Raw genomic sequence first — 16376 nt, 5'->3', positions numbered from 1 at the left:
GGAAGATCACCTTCAGCTGGAGTGAACAGTGCAGGTCGGGGCGTGGAACCGCGTGGCATCGTGATCTTCATGAGTCCTGCACATACGTGTGTGAAGATGCTCGCATGGGACGAACGATCACCAACGGCCCGGGCTTACGCTGGGCAGCGATACTCCTCGCCGGCGTGCTTCTCCTCGTGGGGCTCTTCTGGCTCAAGCCCGGCCAGGACGATCGGTTCGCTGACGCGGCTCCGCAGATGGAGGCCGTCGCCCGCGCGCTGGGCAAGGACGAGGTGCTGGGGCGCCGGACCATCGGCGGCCTGACCTTCGACGCGATCTACTGGGACGGCGACGTGGTCGTCTTCTCCCTCAGCGGCGCCCACCGCGCGTACATGTGGAGTCCTGACAGGAGGCCGGGCGACACCTTGCGCGTGTGGGGCCCGTGGTACACGCACCTGAGCGATCCCCACTGACGTTCGTCCCCATGCGGCCTGTCTGATCCCGGCCGTTCCGCGTCACTCCTCGTCGTGCCCGTCCCACTCCGGTCGCAGGATCGAGTGGACGACGGAGTCGCGCCAGCCGCCGGCGAGCTTCAGGTGCCCGCGGATGGTGCCTTCCTCGACCATCCCCTCCTGGGCCATGACCCGGGCCGACCGCTCGTTGACGGGGGAGCGGGCGCCCCAGATCCGGTGCAGGCCCAGGTGTTCGAAGCCCAGCCGCAGCAGGAGCTGGATGCCGTGGCCGCCGAGCCCGCGCCCCCACTGGTCCGCGCGGAACGCGAACCCGATCTGGCCGCTGGACTGGAGCGGGTGGCCGATGTCGACGGCCAGCCGCAGATGGGCGACCAGCTCCCCGCCCGGAAGGACGCCGGCGAGGGAGTACTCGTTGCGCTCCGGCCGGCGGGCGGCCTTCATCGCGCGGTCGACGATGCCGGCGACCTGGTCGCGGTCGCGCGGCTCGAACGACATGTGCTCGGCCACCAGGGGGTCGCCGTAGATGGCGAGCAGCGGGTCGACGTCGCCGGGCTCGAACTCGCGCATCCCCAGCCGGGGGGAGGAGAGCTTCACCGGGAACATGAGCCCTCACCCGGCCCGGCGAAGCCGCGCCCGGCCTGACCGTCGCCGGCAGTGGCCGGCCGTCCGCTGTCCGTCGCCCACGATCTCGCCACCTTCCCTGTCACGGGCAGATCTCCCGACCGTACGCCTTCCGCGTGTTCGTGCGAGCGATACTACGGCGGTGAACGACATCGTTGTACGAGCCGCCGAACCGGACGAGGCGGACGCGCTCACCGCGCTCACCCGGCGTTCCAAGGCGTACTGGGGTTACCCGCAGGAGATGCTCGACGGCTGGGCGGAGCTGCTGTCGATAAGCTCCGCCACCATTCGTGCCGATCGGGTCGTCGTCGCGGAGCGGGACGGTGTGCCGGCAGGCTACTACCACCTCGCCGGCGAGCCTCCGCACGGCGAGCTCGCGGATCTCTTCATCGAGCCGGAGGCCATCGGCACCGGGCTGGGGCGCAGACTCTGGGAGCACGCCGTCGAGTCCGCGCGCGGCGCCGGCTTCCAGACCCTCACCCTTGAGTCCGACCCGCACGCCGAAACGTTCTACCTGCGGATGGGGGCCGAGCGCGTCGGGGAGCGAGAGGTCGCTCCCGGCCGGCGGCTGCCTGTCTTGAGGGTCACCGTGGGGTCCGGGGCGGGAGTCCCCGGCGGCGCACCCTGAGGGAGATCCTGACGGGGGTGGACCTGGATCCACCCCCGTCAGGTTGCCAGGTGCAGTGATCGCAGCGCGGCCGGACGGAATCGTCGGTCCCATGCTGAAGACACAGACACCGACGACCTCTCGCGTCCTGGCGCCCGTGGGGGTGTTCCTCGCTGTCGCCTTCGTGGCGTCCGGCCTGCTGGGCGCGGCGCAGGCTTTCACGCCGATCCCCGCCGAGGTGATCCAGCTGACCCAGTTCGGGCCGGCCCTCGCGGTCGGGGCCGTCGCCCTGTGGTGGCCGAGCCTCACCCGGCGGGCCCTGTCCGGCGCGGTGAGCCAGGAGGCCGGCGGGGTGGGCCGTCACGGGCTGCTGCTGCTCGCCACGGCTCCGGTGATCGTCGCGCTCTGCGTCGGCGGGTACGGCCTGCTCACCGGCGACGCCGGGTTCACCGGGCCGGGGACGCTGGGCAGTCCGTTCGCGCTGATCGTGGTCGCGCAGCTGGTGGGCGCGTGCGGCGAGGAGATCGGCTGGCGCTGCCTGCTGCAACCGCTGCTGCGCCGCCGGTTCGGCCCGCTGACGGCGTCGATCGCGGTGGGGGTGCTGTGGGGGGTGTGGCATGTGCCGGTGTTCGGCAGGCCGCCGGCGCACGCGGCGGCGTTCCTGCTGGCGACGGTGTCGATGTCGGTCGTGATGGGGCTGGCGCTGGAGCGGGTGCGCTCGCACCGGCTGCTGCTGACCGGCGGCTTCCACACGCTGATCAACCTCGGCCTGCTGCTGTTCATGGACGAGGAGAGCGGGGCGGTCGTGCCGATGGTGATGTTCGGCACGTCGTGCGCGCTGGCGGCGCTGCTGTGGGTGTGGAACGCGCCCGTTAGAATCCACGACCGATGAGAGCGAAGGGGGCGCTGGCCGCTGTGGGGCGCTGCCAGTTGGCGGGACTGCTCGCGGTGGCGGTGTCCGCCGTCGGGTCGCTCGTCGTCCTGGCCCTCCTGCTCCTCCCCGTGGGCGCCGGTTTCCGGCTGCTCGTCCCTGCCGCGACGGCGCTGCGGCGCCTGTCGGACCGCTCGCGCGCCCGCGCCGCCCGGTGGACGGGGGTGCGGATCAGCGCGCCCGAGCCGTTCGCCGGTGACCCCTCGTGGAGCCGGCGCAGGAGAGCGGGCGCGATCCTCGCCGACGAGGGCTTCTGGCGGGATCTGGCCTGGGCCTGGCTGGAGCCGTGGGCCGGGGGAGTCCTCGTCGCGATCCCGCTCATGTTCCTCTGGTACGGCGCGTTCGGCACGCTGGTGCAGCCCTTCGTGTGGCGGCACCTCGGCGACGGCAACTGGTACGCGTTCGTCCCGGTCCACAGCACGCCGACCATGCTGGCGGCCCTCGCGCTGGGCGTGGGCTTCCTGGTCGCCGGGGTCGTGATGGCGCCGCGGATCCTGAGCCTGCACGGCCGCTGGACCCGGCTCCTGCTGTCCGTGCCGCGCCGTACGGAGCTGACCAGGCGGATCGCCCACCTGACCGACACCCGGGCGCAGGCGCTCGACGTGCAGGCGGCCGAGCTGAGGCGCATCGAACGCGATCTGCACGACGGAGCCCAGGCCAGGCTCGTCGCGCTCGGCATGACCCTGGACAGCGCCACCCGGGTCCTGGACAGCGACCCGGCGGCCGCCCGCAGGCTGCTGGCCGAGGTGGGCGAGACCACCGCGCGGGCGCTGGAGGACCTGCGCACGCTCGTGCACGGCATCAACCCGCCGGTCCTCGCCGACCGGGGCCTCGGCGACGCCGTCAGGTCGCTCGCGCTCGACAGCTTCCTCGACGTCCACGTCGACGTACGGCTGGCGGGCCGCCTGCCCGCGCCGGTCGAGTCGGCCGCCTACTTCGCGGTCGGCGAGACCCTCGCCAACGCGGCCAAGCACGCCGGCGCGCGGGAGGTCGGCATCGTCCTCGACCACGACGGGCGGACGCTGCGCGTCAGCGTCACCGACGACGGGCGCGGCGGCGCCGACCCGGCGAAGGGGACCGGGCTGCGCGGCCTCCAGCGGCGGCTGGAGACGTTCGACGGCGTTCTCACCCTGCACAGCCCGCCAGGCGGGCCGACCACTGCGATCATGGAGATTCCGTGCGTGTTGTCCTCGCCGAAGACCTCTTCCTGCTGAGGGACGGGCTGACCAGGACCCTGCGCGAACACGGCTGCGAGGTGGTGGCCTCGGTCGACAACGGGCCGTCGCTGCTGCGCGCGCTGCTCCAGGACGAGCCGGACGTCGCCGTCGTGGACGTCCGGCTGCCGCCCACCTATACCGACGAGGGGCTGCGGGCCGCGATCGAAGCCCGCCGCCGCCGTCCTGGACTGCCGATCCTGGTGCTCTCCCAGTACGTCGACCAGCTGTACGCCAACGAGCTGCTGGCGGCCGGGGACGGCGCCGTCGGCTACCTGCTCAAGGACCGGGTCACCAACACCGAGCAGTTCGTCGACGCCGTCCGCCGGGTCGCGGCGGGCGGCACGGTGATGGACCCGCAGGTCATCGCCAAGCTGCTGTCCCGCAGCCAGGCCCGCGGGATGATCGGCAGCTTGACGCCGCGTGAGCTGGACGTGCTCGAGATGATGGCCGAGGGCAGGTCCAACGTCGCCATCGCGGCGGCCCTGCACTTCAGCGAGAGCGCGGTCGCCAAACACACCGCGAGCATCTTCGGCAAGCTGCGGATCGCCCCCTCGACGGACGACAACCGCCGCGTCCTGGCTGTCCTGGCCTACCTCAAGCGCTGATGGCGCCGCGCTGCGTGTGCGGGCAGCGCGGCGCTGACGGTGACGCCACCGCCGGGCACCGCGTTCGTCGACAGCCCGCCGCCCAGCCCCGCGAACCCGGCCCGCCTGACGCGCAGGCGTCCGGCGAGCCCTTCCCGCGGCAGGCCGGAGCCGTCGCCGCTGATCGTCAGGCGCAGTCCCCGGGCGCCGAGGGTGAGCGCGAGGCCCACGCACCGCACCGATCCGTCCTCGGCGAACGCGTCCAGCGTGTCGAGGATCGTGGCACGGACGAGCCCCTCGACGACGCGGGGCGGCGGCTCGCCAGGCAGCGCCCACACCTCCACGGTGATCCCGGTCGATCGGGACCAGCGTTCCACCTGGTCGTGCAGGTCCCAGGCGCTCTCCACCCGTACGTCCAGTGCCATGGTCTTCCTCATTCCTCAGGTGCGGCGCAGCAGGCCGTACAGCTGGTCGATCTTGCCCGCGTCGGCGATGAGGGGCAGCGTGTCGAACGTCAGGCTCCAGTCGGTGACCTTGCCCTTGTGGTGGCCGAAGCGTTCGATGATCCCGTAGGAGATCTCCCGCTCCTGGCTGCGTACGGTGCCGTACCACTCCTGGTACGTGGCGTCGCGGGTGTGGATCGCCTGCCCGGGCCGCAGCGCGGTGACGTTGCCGCGTTCCGGGTCGTTCTCGAACCTGCTGAGCAGCCTGTCGACGTAGGCGAGCTTGGCGGCCTTCGTGTACAGCTTGCGCCCGTCCAGGCCGGGGCCGCTCAGCGGCGCCCTGCCCGAGGCCGCGACCAGTGCTTGGGCGTTCCTGCTGTTCCAGGCGGCGGCCCGGCCGAGCAGACCCTGACGCGAGCTGTCCACCTGCGCCTCGGCCTCGGGGGCGGCGGCGGCACGATCGGCGATCCCGCCGAACAGGTTGTCCAGCTTCAGCTCACCGGGGGCGATGGGGGCGAACCAGGAGTACCGGTCGTAGTAGCGCCGTCCCTGCGCGACCTCGCCGGCCTGGTTGAGCACCACGCGGTAGATGGCGGGGTACTCGATCGTCCTGCCGTGGACGACGATCGTGTTGTGGGCTCCGTACATCACGGTGTCGCCGCCGGCCGCGATGCGCCGCGGCGTGAACCCGAAGTCCGGCACCAGCGCGAGCGTGCCCTTGATGGCCTGCTCGATGGCGGGCCTGCCGTGGATGAGGTCGGCGGCGGCCTCCCAGAGGGTCGCGTCGGCGGCGAACATCTCACCGTAGATCCTGATCCGTTCGGCGCCGTCGCCCGTGGGCATGGCGCCGAACCGGGTCTGCCGGTCGATGAAGATCTTCGCCTGAGGGCTGACCCGGCCCTCGATCACGGGACCGTCCGTCCGCTGCGCCTGCGCGGGCGAGGCGAGCGCGACGATCGGCAGGACGGCCAGCAGGGCGGCGGCCAGATGGCGCCTTCTGTTCCTCATGGTCTCAGGCCCCGCTGGGGATCTTGTCGAGGAAGCCGTGCACGCGGTCGATGCGGCCGTCGGCGGTCAGCACGGCCACGTCGAAGCCCACCACCAGGGCCTCGGCGCCGTCCTGCGCGAGCTCCCAGGTGAAACGGGCGATGTCGTGGTGGGCGTCCACCGGCCCCGCCAGGGTGAAGGTGAAGCCGGGGAACTGCTCCTGGACCGCCGCGATGGTGGCGTCGATCGCGTCGGTGCCCGCGGCGACCGCCATCGGGTCGGTGTAGACGCCGTCCGGGGTCCACAGCTCGTCGATGGCCGCGCGGCGGGCGGCGGCGTCGGTCTCGTTCCAGGTGGCGAGGTAGCGGGCGATGGTCTCGTCGATGTTCTTCATGACGAGAACGCTAGGGAAACCGCACATAATGGGCATCTGTCGCGATTAGGTACTTGTCTCAGTAAAGGGAGACCATGCTGTACGGGCGAGAAACCGAGGCATCCGTCATCGACGAGCTTCTCGCCACCGTGCGGTCAGGACGCAGCGGCGCCCTGGTGATCAAGGGCGAGCCGGGAATCGGCAAGACCGCCCTGCTCGACCACGCCGCAGGACGCGCCGACGGCATCCAGGTCATCCGGCGCAGCGGCGTGCCGTCCGAGAGCGAGCTGGCGTACGCGGGACTGCACCTGCTGCTCCGTCCGGCGCTGGACCGCACCGGCAAGCTGCCGCCGCCGCAGCGACGCGCGCTGGAGACGGCGCTCGGCCTGACGGAGGGGCAGGGCGCCGACGCCCTCCTCGTCGGCCTCGCCGTGCTGTCGCTGCTGGCCGAGGTGGCCGAGGACGGGCCCGTGCTGTGCCTCATCGACGACGCGCAGTGGCTGGACCCCGGCTCCCGTGCCGCGCTGGCCTTCGCCGCCAGGCGGCTGGACGCCGAGGGCCTGGCCCTGGTCATGGCCACCCGCGACGAGGAGGACGCGCACGGGCTGCCCGAGCTCACGCTGACCGGGCTGCCCTCCACGGCCGCCGCGGCCCTGCTGAAGGGGAGCGACCTGACGCCGGGCCAGCGCTACCGGGTGCTGGCCGAGGCGCAGGGCAACCCGCTGGCCCTCATCGAGCTGCCCGCCGCTCTGCGCCAGGACCCCCACGGGCCCGGCGGGCTCCCGCTGAGCAGCCGGCTCCAGGCGGCCTTCCACAGCCAGGTGGACCACCTGCCGGCGGCGACCCGGACCCTGCTGCTGGTGGCCGCCGCGGGAGAGGGGCTGGACGAGGTGCTCGCCGCGGCCACGTTGCTCGGCGTGACCGCCGCCGACCTGCGTCCCGCCGAGACCGAGGGGCTCGTGACCACCAACGGGCAGCACGTGCGCTTCCGCCACCCGCTGATCCGCGAGGCCGTCTACCAGCGGGCCCCGATCAGCTCCCGGCTGGCCGTGCACGCCGCGCTCGCCGAGACGCTGACCGGCGACCACCACGCCGACCGGCGGGCCTGGCACCTGGCCGCCGCCACCGTCGGCCCCGACGAGCAGGTGGCGGCCGAGCTCGAACGCACCGCCCGGCGCGCCGCGCTCAGGCACGGGTACGCCGCCGCGGCCACCGCCTACCAGCGCGCCGCCGCCCTGACCGGCCACGGCGACGAGACCCGCGCCCGGCGGCTCACCCTGGCCGCCGAGTCCGCCATCGAGGCGGGCGACCTCGACCGGGCCCAGGAGCTGGCCGGCGAGGCCGGAGCGCTGACCGCCGACCGGGCGCTGCGCTCACGCGTCATCCACACGCAGGCCACCGCCCACTTCGGGCGAGGCCGGTACGCCGAGGCGCACCGCCTGATGACCGAGGCCGCGGAGCTGGACCCGGCGCTGCTGGTCCGGGCCTACCAGACCGCCTGGTACGCCGGCGAGGCCCAGCTGTCGGAGGTGTCCGTCCGCCTGGCGGAGGTTCTGTCGCAGGGCCTCCTCGACGAGCCCGTCGCCGCCCTGGCCCGCCTGGAGTCGGCCGCCTTCGCCCGGCTGTCGGGTGCCGACCCGGCCGGGCCGAGCGCGCTGGAGCAGGTCGTGGCCGAGGCCGAGCACGCCCTGGCCGGTTACCCGCCGGGGCTGGCGGCGATGGTCTGCGGCACGCCGCTCATCGCCGGGCAGGACGCCGCCGCCCTGCGCATGTCCACCCGCCTGGTCGCCCGCTGCCACGCCGAGGGCAGCATCGGCGTGCTGCCGATGGTGCTCTACTTCCAGGCGCAGGCCGAGCTCTTCCACGGGGGACGCCTCCACGCGGCGGGCGCCGCCGCGACCACCGCCCTGCGCCTGGCCGAGAACACCGGCCAGCACCAGTGGGCCGCCCTGAACACGGGCCTGCTCGCCTACCTGGCCGCGATCGAGGGCGACGAGGACGGCCACCGCGGGCTCACCGCCGACGTGGCGCGCAGCCCGGCCGTCCCCATGCAGGGCGCCATGTGGGCCGACTGGGCCCGGGCGCTGCTGGACCTGGGCCAGGGCCGGGCGGAGGCGGCACTCGGCCGGCTCGAAGCCCTCGCCGACGGGCCGGGCTGGTATCACGTGTCGGCCATCCGGTGCGTGCCCGACCTGGTGGAGGCCGCCGTGCGCAGCGGTGAGCCGGACCGCGCCCGGCCTGCCCTGGCCCGCTACCTCCGTCTCGACCAGCGCCACCTCGTCGAGCGCTGCCTGGCCCTGCTCGCCGCGGACGACGCCGAGGCGCACTACCTGGCGGCGCTGGAGGCGGGCGGACCGGCCTTCGAGCAGGCGCGCACCAGGCTGTTGTACGGGGAGTGGCTGCGCAGGGCGCGCCGCCGCGGCGTCGCGGCCGGTCAGCTGCGCGAGGCCCTGGAGTCCTTCGAACGCCTGGGCGCCGTCCCGTGGGCAGGCCGGGCCAGGGGCGAGCTCCAGGCCGCGGGCGGGCTCGCCGACGCGCCCGCCCCGGACCGGGCCGCCGGCCTGACGCCGCAGGAGCGGCAGATCGTCCAGCTCGCCGCGCGCGGGCTGTCCAACAAGGACATCGCCGCCCAGCTCTTCCTGAGCCCTCGCACGGTCGGCTACCACCTGTACAAGGCCTATCCCAAGCTGGGCGTCGCCTCCCGGGGCGAGCTCGCCGCCGTGGTCACCCGCGCGTGACGTGCAGGCGCGACGCCGCAGGCATCCTCCGAACGGAGGATGCCGGGCATCGCCCGTTCGCCGCCGGATCGCGCCCCGCCGCACGATTCGCCGGCCCCGCCCCCGGCCCCACACTCGGGTGCGAGATCCGGTGACGAAGGGGAGGCGACGTGGTCGCGGTCGAACGGTTGAGCCCGGTGGGGCAGGGGGCGCGGCAACTCGCCCCCGACCTGGCCAGGGGAATCATGCTGGCGCTGATCGCGGTGGCCAACTCGGCCATCTACCTGTACGGGCGCCCGTACGGCATCAGGCAGCACATCGTCGAGCACGGCTGGCTCGACCGGCTGGCCTCGGCGGTGAGCATGACGGTCGTGGACGCGCGGGCGTACCCGATGTTCGCAGCCCTGTTCGGCTACGGCATGGTGCAGATCTGGAACCGGCGCCGCGACGACGCCGAAGGGCGGCGCGTGCTCAGGCGGCGCAGCTGGTGGCTGCTGGCGCTCGGCGCGGTCCACGCGACGCTGCTGTTCTCCGGGGACGTGCTCGGCGTGTACGGGCTGGTCGGCCTGGTCCTGGTCCGGTTGCTACGGGTGCGTGACCGGACGCTGCTCGTCCTGGCCGCCTGCTGGCTGGTTCCGGTGGCGCTGGCGTCGGCTCTGGTCTTCAGCACGCCGGACGGCGCGGCGGAGCGGTCGTACTTCTGGTCGTTCGCCGTCGAGGACCCGCTGACGGCGCTGGCGCTGCGGCCGGTCGAGTGGGTGACGGGCCCCCTCGGCATGCTGGGGGTGGGCACCGCGGCCCTGGTCGGCGTGTGGGCGGGGCGCCGCGCGCTGCTGTCCTCGCCGGACCGGCTGCGGCGGGCGGCGCTGTGGGGGCCGCTGGCCGGCGCGGCCGGTGGGCTGCCGGTGGGGCTGATCGCCGCGGGGGTCCTGACCGTGCACGACCCGGTGGTGATCATGGCGCTGAACGCGGTGCACGTGGTGACGGGGATCGCGGGCGGGCTGGGGTACGCGGCGCTGATCGGCGTACTGGCCGACCGCATCGGGCGGCGGCGAGGGCCCGTCGTGACCGCGCTCGCGGCCTGCGGTCAGCGCTCGCTGACCTGCTATCTACTACAGTCAGTGGGGTTCGTGGCGCTTCTGTCCCCCTATGCGGGTGGGCTCGGCGGATGGCTGGGATCGGCCGCCACGGTGGCGCTGGCGCTGCTCGTCTGGGCGGGCACCGTGGTGGCGGCCGAGGTGATGCGCCGGGCCGGGGCGCGCGGGCCCGCCGAGGTGCTGCTGCGCCGCCTGGCCTACCCCCGCAGGTGAGAGCGAGGTCTGGGTGGTGCGGGTACGCGACTGGGACCGGCGCTGGCACGCCGTGCCGCTGGCCGTACTGGCCGTGGCGACGCTGATCGCCGTGGCCGACTCCGCGGCCCCGCCGTCCGGCCGCGCCGTCACCGTGGCGCTGGCCGTGGCCGCCGGGCTGTGGCACGGCTGGATGGTGATGGCCCATCCGCAATGGCCGGAGCGGGCGCTGGCGCCGATGGCGGTGTACTTCGCGGGACTGCTGGCGCTCTCGTGGGTGCTGTCGACCCGTCACCCGGCGTACGCGCTGCTGGTCGTCGCCTGCTTCCCGATGGCGTTCGTGGCCCTGCCCGGCCGTTACGCCTATCTCGGCGTGGCCGCGGGCGGGCTGCTGGTGCTGGGCGACCCGTTCGCGCTGTCCTGGCCGGTGGACGTCTGGCCCAGGGTGCCGGGGGTGCTGGCGTCGGTGGCGCTGGCGGCGTTCATCGGCTGGATCATCCGCGCGATGGAGGCCGAGGTGGGACGGCGGCGCGCGGCGAACCGGGCGCTGGAGGAGGCCAACGCGCGCCTGGCGCGGCTCGCCGAGGAGAACGCCGCCCTGCAGGGCGAGCTGCTGGCCGCCGCCCGCCAGACCGGCGTCGCCGGCGAGCGCGGCCGGCTGGCCCGCGAGATCCACGACACCGTCGCCCAGGGGCTGGCGGGCATCGTCACCCAGCTCGAAGCCGCCGACGAGGTCGCCTCCGACCCCGACGCGGTACGCCGCCGCCTGGCCATAGCCCGGGCCCTGGCCAGGGAGAGCGCGAAGGAAGTCCGCCGCTCCCTCGACGACCTGAGGCCCGGCCCGCTGGCGGCCTCCCGGCTGCCGGAAGCGCTGTCGGCGCTGGTGTCCGGCTGGGGCGAGACGCACGAGACGCCCGCGACGCTCACCGTCACCGGAACCGCCCGGCTGCTGCACCCCGAGGTCGAGGTGACGCTGTTCCGGGCGGTGCAGGAGGCCCTGGCGAACGTGGCCCGCCACGCCAGGGCGGGCAAGACCGTGGTCACCCTGTCGTACATGGAGGATGTGGTCGTGGCTGACATCAGGGACGACGGGGTCGGATTCACCCCCTCGCAGACCGGCGGCTTCGGGCTGACCGCGATGCGCCAGCGGGTGAGCCGGCTGGCGGGCGAGGTCGAGGTGGAGTCGGCGCCCGGCCGGGGCACCGCGGTGAGCGTGAGCGTGCCGGCCATCCCGGCGGCCGGCGAACGGGAGGCGCCGTGACGGTGCGGCTGGTGATCGTCGACGACCATCCCGTGGTACGCGACGGCCTGCGCGGCATGTTCGTCGAGCAGGCCGACCTGGAGATCGTCGGCGAGGCCGGTGACGGCGAGGAAGGGCTGGCGGTGGCCGTAAGGGAACAGCCCGACGTCGTGCTGACCGACCTGCGGATGCCGGGACTGGGCGGGGCGGAGTTCATCGGGCTGCTGACCGCGCGGGTGCCGTCGGCCCGGGTGCTGGTGCTGACCACGTACGACGGGGACGACGACGTACTGCCGGCCGTGGCGGCCGGCGCGATCGGCTTCCTGCTGAAGGACTCGCCCCGCGAGGAGGTCTTCCGCGCCGTCCGCGCGGCCGCCGTGGGGGAGACGGTCCTGACGCCCGCCGTGGCGGCCCGCGTCCTGCGGCGCGTACGCGAGCCCGCGCCCCGGGCGGCCGAGCTGAGCGAGCGCGAGCACACCGTGCTGCGGCTGGTGGCGCGCGGCGCGACGAACAAGGAGGCGGCCGCCGCGCTGTTCATCAGCGAGACCACGGTCAAGACCCACCTGGCGCACATCTACACCAAACTGGGCGTCTCCGACCGGGCCGCCGCCGTCGCCACCGCCTACACGCGCGGCCTGCTGCCCTAGGCGCGAACGCGCGGGCCCTGGAGCCGCTGTCGCGCGTTGCTCAGCGTCGCCATCGGCTCCAGCATGCGACGGTCGTACGCCTCCAGCGGCAGGCCCCGCGACAGGCGATGGGGAAGATCGGGGTTGGCCAGCGCGCCCCGGCCGACGGACAGCAGGTCGGCATGGCCGTCGGACAGGACCTGGGCCGCCTGCGCGAGATCGTGCATGCCGCCGTTGGCGATGACCGGAAGGCCGCTCACCTGGCGAGCCAGGCTCGTGATCGTGACGCCGCCGTCCAGCCGGGCCGTCTCGATCCAGTCGCGCCCCTCGCTGGCGATGTGCAGGTACGTGGCGCCCGCCTCCGCCAGCGCGGCGAAGATGATCCGCGCGTCGGCCGCGCCGCCGTCCCAGCGGTGGCCGAAGTCGTTGACCTTGCCCTGCGACAGCCGTACGCCGACGCAGAAGCCGGCGCCGAGCTCGGCCCGGACCGCGGCCACCGCCTCGGCCGTCAGCCGGACCCGGTTCGCGACCGGGCCGCCGTAGGAGTCGGCGCGCCGGTTGGTGTAGTCGGTGAGGAACTGGTCCAGCAGGTAGCCGTTGGCTCCGTGAAGTTCGACCCCGTCGAAGCCGGCATCCCGGGCCCGGACGGCCGAGGCCACGAAGCCGCCGATCGCCGCCTCGATGTCGGCCCCGGTCATCTCCCGGGGCGTGGGCCAGCGTCCGGACCCGCCGTACTCGGGCAGCATCTCCCCACGCGGCCGCACGGCGGACGGCCCGGCCGTGCCGGCGCGGTACGGGTTGCCCTGCGACAGCGCGCCGGCGTGCATGAGCTGGAGCACGACACGGCTCCCGGCGGCCCGCACCCTGGTGGTGATGTCCTGCCAGGCCGACACGTGCCGGGCGGAGACGATGCCCGGCTGGTTGAGGTAGCCCTGGCTGTGGACGGTGTCGGTATAGGTGCCTTCCGTGATCACCAGCCCGAAGCCGCCCGCCGCGTACCGCTCGTAGTATTCGGCCATCTCCAGGGTCGGTGTGCCGTCGGGGTCGGCGGACACCCGGGTCATCGGCGCGACGGCGAGCCGGTTGGGCAGGTCGAGACCGCCGACCCGGACGGGCAGCAGCGCGTGGTGGTTCGTCATGGAGGTACTCCCTTGATGGGTCGGAGGTCTGTTGCGGATCGGCGGCGTCAGCGCGCGGTCGCCACGGCGGTCGCGTCGACCTCGATCTGCCAGTCGGCCTGGGCGAGGCGGGAGATCTGGATCAGGGTGTCGGCGGGGTAGGGCTCGGTGAAGAACTCTTTGCGCAGCTTGATGATGGTGTCGAGGTTGGGTTCGAGGTCGGTGACGAGGATGGTGACCTTGACGGCGTCGGCGAGGCTGGATCCGGCTTCTTTGAGGACGCGGTCGAGGTTGGTGAAGGCCTGGCGGGCTTGGGTTTCGAAGTCGTGGCTGACGGTGACGCCGTTGTCGTCGAAGCCGGCCTGGCCGGAGGCGTAGACGAGGTCGCCGACCTTGATGGCTTGTGAGATGGCGTAGGGCTCGTACCAGTCGGGGGTGGTGCTGATGCGTTCGCGCTTCATGACATCTCCTTGCATGTACGTACATGTTTGTCCGTGCAAGAAGATGTTGCATGTACATGTATGCACTTGTCAAGCCGCGATCAAGCGGGAGGTGTGCCGAAGGCGTGGGTGCCCGGCGCCGCAGGGTCGTCGCCCGCCCAGAACTCGCCCCAGTGGAGGACGAACTCCGCCCGGTGAGATCCGGCCGTCGCCGTCCTCGTCGATGGCGTCGAACATGGCCTCGGCGGTGGCGTCCACGACGGTGAGCACGTCGTCGAGCGTGACCGACTCGGGGTTGCGGCCATGCGCGGCGAGCGTCCGCCCGCCGCGCATGGCCGCGGTGAGGCGCTCCGCGTCGCCCGCCCTGCGGATGGCCGCCCAGCGGCGTGCCAGGTCGTCGAAGTCGCTCTCGCGCAGTGCGCCGTCGCCGTCGGCGTCCATCGCGCTGAATACGAGCTGGACCTTGCCCCGCTGGAATGTGCTCGCCATGCCCCGATGGTCTCCAGCGTCGCAACCGGCAACTACTGTCGCTATGGTGCCCTCCTTTCGCCGGACCGTGACAGTAGTGTCACTGTGGGCTACGGCCAGGATGTTGCGCAGCACGGCCACATGTGTGGTAGCTTGGGGTCAGTTGCAGTTGTGGTACCCATAAAAACTTGTGTGCACCTGACGGTATGTAGCCTCAGGTGCATTTTTGTTTGCCGGTCATCTCCGGGTGTGTGGTCCTATCGCGGCGACGCGAAATCCGTTCGTTGCGGATTTCGGCTTTGCACCCCATCAAAAGGAGATCAATATGGCTTCCGGCACCGTGAAGTGGTTCAACGCGGAAAAGGGCTTCGGCTTCATCGAGCAGGACGGCGGCGGCGCCGACGTCTTCGCGCACTACTCCAACATCGTCTCCCAGGGCGGTTACCGCGAGCTGCGCGAGGGCCAGAAGGTCGCCTTCGACATCACGCAGGGCCAGAAGGGCCCGCAGGCCGAGAACATCGTTTCCGCCTGACATCGACGCACCACGTAGCTGGGGCCCGCGCTGTACGGCGCGGGCCCCAGCTACGTTGCTCCGGGGCATCCGGTCCTGTCCGGTCATAAGCCGGCTCCAGCCCCGACCGGCATCGCAGCCGCCGTTCTTTCGGCGCATGCCGACCATTTCGACGCACCAGGCCAGGTGGCTTTCCGCCGGCCCGGCTCGTCTTTCTTCGGCTCGTGCTCGCCATTCTTGTGCCGCCCGTCGCGCCTGAGAATCACCTGACACGTGCCGCATCGAGGAAGGTTCTGCGTGAACCACGCAACTCGCAAGCACGACCGCTTCTCCTCCACCCGCACGGGCGGCTCCGCCGGCTCCGGCAGAGGCAGCCGATCCGGCTCGTCGGCTCCGGGCCGTTCCGGCAACCCCCGGCGGTCCGGTGGCCACGGACGGCGTCCCGCCGCGCTTCAGGGCGAGTTCGCCCTGCCGGTCACCGTCACCCCGGCCCTGCCCGCGGCCGCGACGTTCGCCGAGCTGAACATGCCGCCCGCGCTGATGAAGACGCTCACCGGCCTGGGCATGAACGAGCCGTTCCCGATCCAGTCGGCCACCCTGCCGAACTCCCTGGCCGGCCGGGACGTCCTCGGCCGGGGACGCACCGGATCGGGCAAGACGCTCGCCTTCGGCCTGGCCCTGCTCGTCCGCACCGCAGGGCAGCGTGCCGAATCGCGCCGGCCGCTGGCCATGATCCTCGTGCCCACCCGGGAACTGGCCCAGCAGGTCACCGACGCGCTCACCCCGTACGCCCAGTCGCTGAAGCTGCGACTGGCCACCGTCGTCGGCGGCATGTCGATCAGCCGGCAGGCCAAGGCGCTGCGCGACGGCGCCGAGGTCGTCGTCGCGACCCCTGGACGGCTCAGGGACCTCATCGAGCGCGGCGACTGCCGCCTGGATCAGGTCGAGATCACCGTGCTGGACGAGGCTGACCAGATGGCCGACATGGGGTTCATGCCGCAGATCACCCACCTGCTCGACCAGGTGCGCCCCGGGGGCCAGCGGATGCTGTTCTCCGCCACGCTGGACCGCAACGTCGACCTGCTGGTACGCCGCTACCTGACCGACCCGGTGGTCCATTCGGTCGACCCCTCGGCGGGCGCGGTCACCACGATGGAGCACCACGTGCTGCACATCCACGACGCCGACAAGCATGCCACCACCGTGGAGATCGCCGCGCGCGACGGCAAGGTGATCATGTTCCTGGACACCAAGCACGCCGTGGACCGGCTCACCCAGGACCTGCTGCACAGCGGCGTCCGCGCCGCCGCGCTGCACGGGGGCAAGTCCCAGCCCCAGCGCACCCGCACCCTCGCCCAGTTCAAGACCGGGCACGTCACGGTGCTGGTGGCGACCAACGTCGCGGCCCGCGGCATCCACGTCGACAACCTCGACCTCGTCGTCAACGTCGACCCGCCGAGCGACCACAAGGACTACCTGCACCGCGGCGGCCGCACCGCCCGCGCAGGGGAATCCGGCAGCGTCGTCACCCTCGTCCTGCCGAACCAGCGCCGTGACATGTCCCGCCTGATGGCCGCCGCCGGCATCGTCCCGCAGACCAGCCAGGTCCGCTCGGGCGAGACCGAGCTCCGGCGCATCACCGGCGCCCAGGCTCCCTCGGGGATACCCGTGACCATCACGGCCCCGGCGGCCGGCCGCCGAACGGGCCGGAACGGCCGCCGCTTCAGGTAGCGACGGCTGCCCCGCCCACCG

18 protein-coding genes are annotated in these 16376 nt (G+C 72.9%); 11 read left to right on the top strand and 7 right to left on the bottom strand.

Translation table 11 applies throughout. The annotated features are described in order from the left end of the window. Positions 1-104: 104 nt before the first annotated feature. The gene (locus ACBI99_RS01515; RefSeq protein WP_219502901.1) at positions 105-452 is read left to right on the top strand and encodes a hypothetical protein; all 348 of its coding nucleotides are present in this window, start codon (positions 105-107) and stop codon (positions 450-452) included. A gap of 42 nt (positions 453-494) precedes the next feature. Here ACBI99_RS01515 and ACBI99_RS01510 read toward each other — a convergent pair whose 3' ends face one another. Then, positions 495-1055 carry a GNAT family N-acetyltransferase gene (locus ACBI99_RS01510; protein WP_375071503.1) on the bottom strand — a complete coding sequence of 187 codons (561 nt, stop codon included), beginning with the start codon at positions 1053-1055 and terminating at the stop codon, positions 495-497. 160 nt (positions 1056-1215) lie between these two features. On the opposite strand from ACBI99_RS01510, the gene ACBI99_RS01505 reads away from it, so the two are divergent. The 4 genes from ACBI99_RS01505 to ACBI99_RS01490 all read left to right on the top strand — a co-directional run bounded on the left by ACBI99_RS01505 (position 1216) and on the right by ACBI99_RS01490 (position 4433). Beyond that, complete coding sequence (locus ACBI99_RS01505; RefSeq protein WP_357591905.1) at positions 1216-1701, top strand: GNAT family N-acetyltransferase; 486 nt, start codon at positions 1216-1218, stop codon at positions 1699-1701. A gap of 91 nt (positions 1702-1792) precedes the next feature. Continuing rightward, positions 1793-2572: a type II CAAX endopeptidase family protein gene (locus ACBI99_RS01500; RefSeq protein WP_357591907.1), complete on the top strand. Its 780-nt coding sequence runs from the start codon at positions 1793-1795 to the stop codon at positions 2570-2572. Further along, complete coding sequence (locus tag ACBI99_RS01495) at positions 2569-3825, top strand: sensor histidine kinase (protein ID WP_375071502.1); 1257 nt, start codon at positions 2569-2571, stop codon at positions 3823-3825. Before ACBI99_RS01500 ends, ACBI99_RS01495 begins: the two co-directional genes overlap by 4 nt. Then, on the top strand, positions 3789-4433 hold the full coding sequence (locus ACBI99_RS01490; protein ID WP_357591911.1) for a response regulator transcription factor: 645 nt from the start codon (positions 3789-3791) through the stop codon (positions 4431-4433). Before ACBI99_RS01495 ends, ACBI99_RS01490 begins: the two co-directional genes overlap by 37 nt. Here ACBI99_RS01490 and ACBI99_RS01485 read toward each other — a convergent pair. The 3 genes from ACBI99_RS01485 to ACBI99_RS01475 are packed head-to-tail and all read right to left on the bottom strand — an operon-like array spanning position 4418 to position 6236. Beyond that, a complete protein-coding gene (locus tag ACBI99_RS01485; RefSeq protein ID WP_219502882.1) occupies positions 4418-4837 on the bottom strand; it encodes a hypothetical protein in 420 nt (139 codons plus the stop codon). The two genes, ACBI99_RS01490 and ACBI99_RS01485, sit on opposite strands and share 16 nt — an antisense overlap. 15 nt (positions 4838-4852) lie before the next feature. Then, on the bottom strand, positions 4853-5863 hold the full coding sequence (locus tag ACBI99_RS01480) for a nuclear transport factor 2 family protein (RefSeq protein ID WP_357591913.1): 1011 nt from the start codon (positions 5861-5863) through the stop codon (positions 4853-4855). Positions 5864-5867: 4 nt separating this feature from the next. After that, the gene (locus ACBI99_RS01475) at positions 5868-6236 is read right to left on the bottom strand and encodes a nuclear transport factor 2 family protein (protein ID WP_219502876.1); all 369 of its coding nucleotides are present in this window, start codon (positions 6234-6236) and stop codon (positions 5868-5870) included. A 74-nt stretch (positions 6237-6310) separates the two neighbouring features. Here ACBI99_RS01475 and ACBI99_RS01470 point away from each other — a divergent pair, with 74 nt between their 5' ends. The 4 genes from ACBI99_RS01470 (at position 6311) to ACBI99_RS01455 (ending at position 12108) form a co-directional block, all read left to right on the top strand. After that, the gene (locus ACBI99_RS01470; RefSeq protein ID WP_375071501.1) at positions 6311-8953 is read left to right on the top strand and encodes an AAA family ATPase; all 2643 of its coding nucleotides are present in this window, start codon (positions 6311-6313) and stop codon (positions 8951-8953) included. Positions 8954-9102: 149 nt separating this feature from the next. Then, positions 9103-10242, top strand: a complete 1140-nt coding sequence (locus ACBI99_RS01465) for a DUF418 domain-containing protein (RefSeq protein WP_375071500.1) — start codon at positions 9103-9105, stop codon at positions 10240-10242. 13 nt (positions 10243-10255) lie between these two features. Then, positions 10256-11482 carry a sensor histidine kinase gene (locus tag ACBI99_RS01460; RefSeq protein WP_357591917.1) on the top strand — a complete coding sequence of 409 codons (1227 nt, stop codon included), beginning with the start codon at positions 10256-10258 and terminating at the stop codon, positions 11480-11482. Continuing rightward, complete coding sequence (locus tag ACBI99_RS01455; protein WP_219502864.1) at positions 11479-12108, top strand: response regulator transcription factor; 630 nt, start codon at positions 11479-11481, stop codon at positions 12106-12108. Before ACBI99_RS01460 ends, ACBI99_RS01455 begins: the two co-directional genes overlap by 4 nt. Here the strand turns inward: ACBI99_RS01455 and ACBI99_RS01450 are convergent. The 3 genes from ACBI99_RS01450 to ACBI99_RS01440 form a co-directional block, all read right to left on the bottom strand. Beyond that, a complete protein-coding gene (locus tag ACBI99_RS01450) occupies positions 12105-13226 on the bottom strand; it encodes a tRNA-dihydrouridine synthase (protein ID WP_375071499.1) in 1122 nt (373 codons plus the stop codon). The genes ACBI99_RS01455 and ACBI99_RS01450 overlap by 4 nt on opposite strands. 47 nt (positions 13227-13273) lie before the next feature. Beyond that, positions 13274-13666, bottom strand: a complete 393-nt coding sequence (locus ACBI99_RS01445) for a RidA family protein (RefSeq protein WP_375071498.1) — start codon at positions 13664-13666, stop codon at positions 13274-13276. A gap of 69 nt (positions 13667-13735) precedes the next feature. Then, positions 13736-14134: an EF-hand domain-containing protein gene (locus ACBI99_RS01440; RefSeq protein WP_375071497.1), complete on the bottom strand. Its 399-nt coding sequence runs from the start codon at positions 14132-14134 to the stop codon at positions 13736-13738. Between the two features lie 304 nt (positions 14135-14438). Here ACBI99_RS01440 and ACBI99_RS01435 point away from each other — a divergent pair, with 304 nt between their 5' ends. Further along, entirely contained in the window at positions 14439-14645 is a 207-nt protein-coding gene (locus tag ACBI99_RS01435) for a cold-shock protein (protein WP_219502854.1), read from the top strand. Positions 14646-14921: 276 nt separating this feature from the next. Then, complete coding sequence (locus ACBI99_RS01430) at positions 14922-16355, top strand: DEAD/DEAH box helicase (protein WP_357591925.1); 1434 nt, start codon at positions 14922-14924, stop codon at positions 16353-16355. The last annotated feature ends 21 nt before the right edge of the window (positions 16356-16376 follow it).

The sequence above is a fragment of the Nonomuraea sp. ATR24 genome (assembly GCF_041950485.1).
GTDB classification, from domain to species: domain Bacteria; phylum Actinomycetota; class Actinomycetes; order Streptosporangiales; family Streptosporangiaceae; genus Nonomuraea; species Nonomuraea ceibae.
The sequence above is the reverse complement of the archived record's forward strand: the minus strand, read 5'-3'. Positions and strand labels throughout refer to the sequence as shown.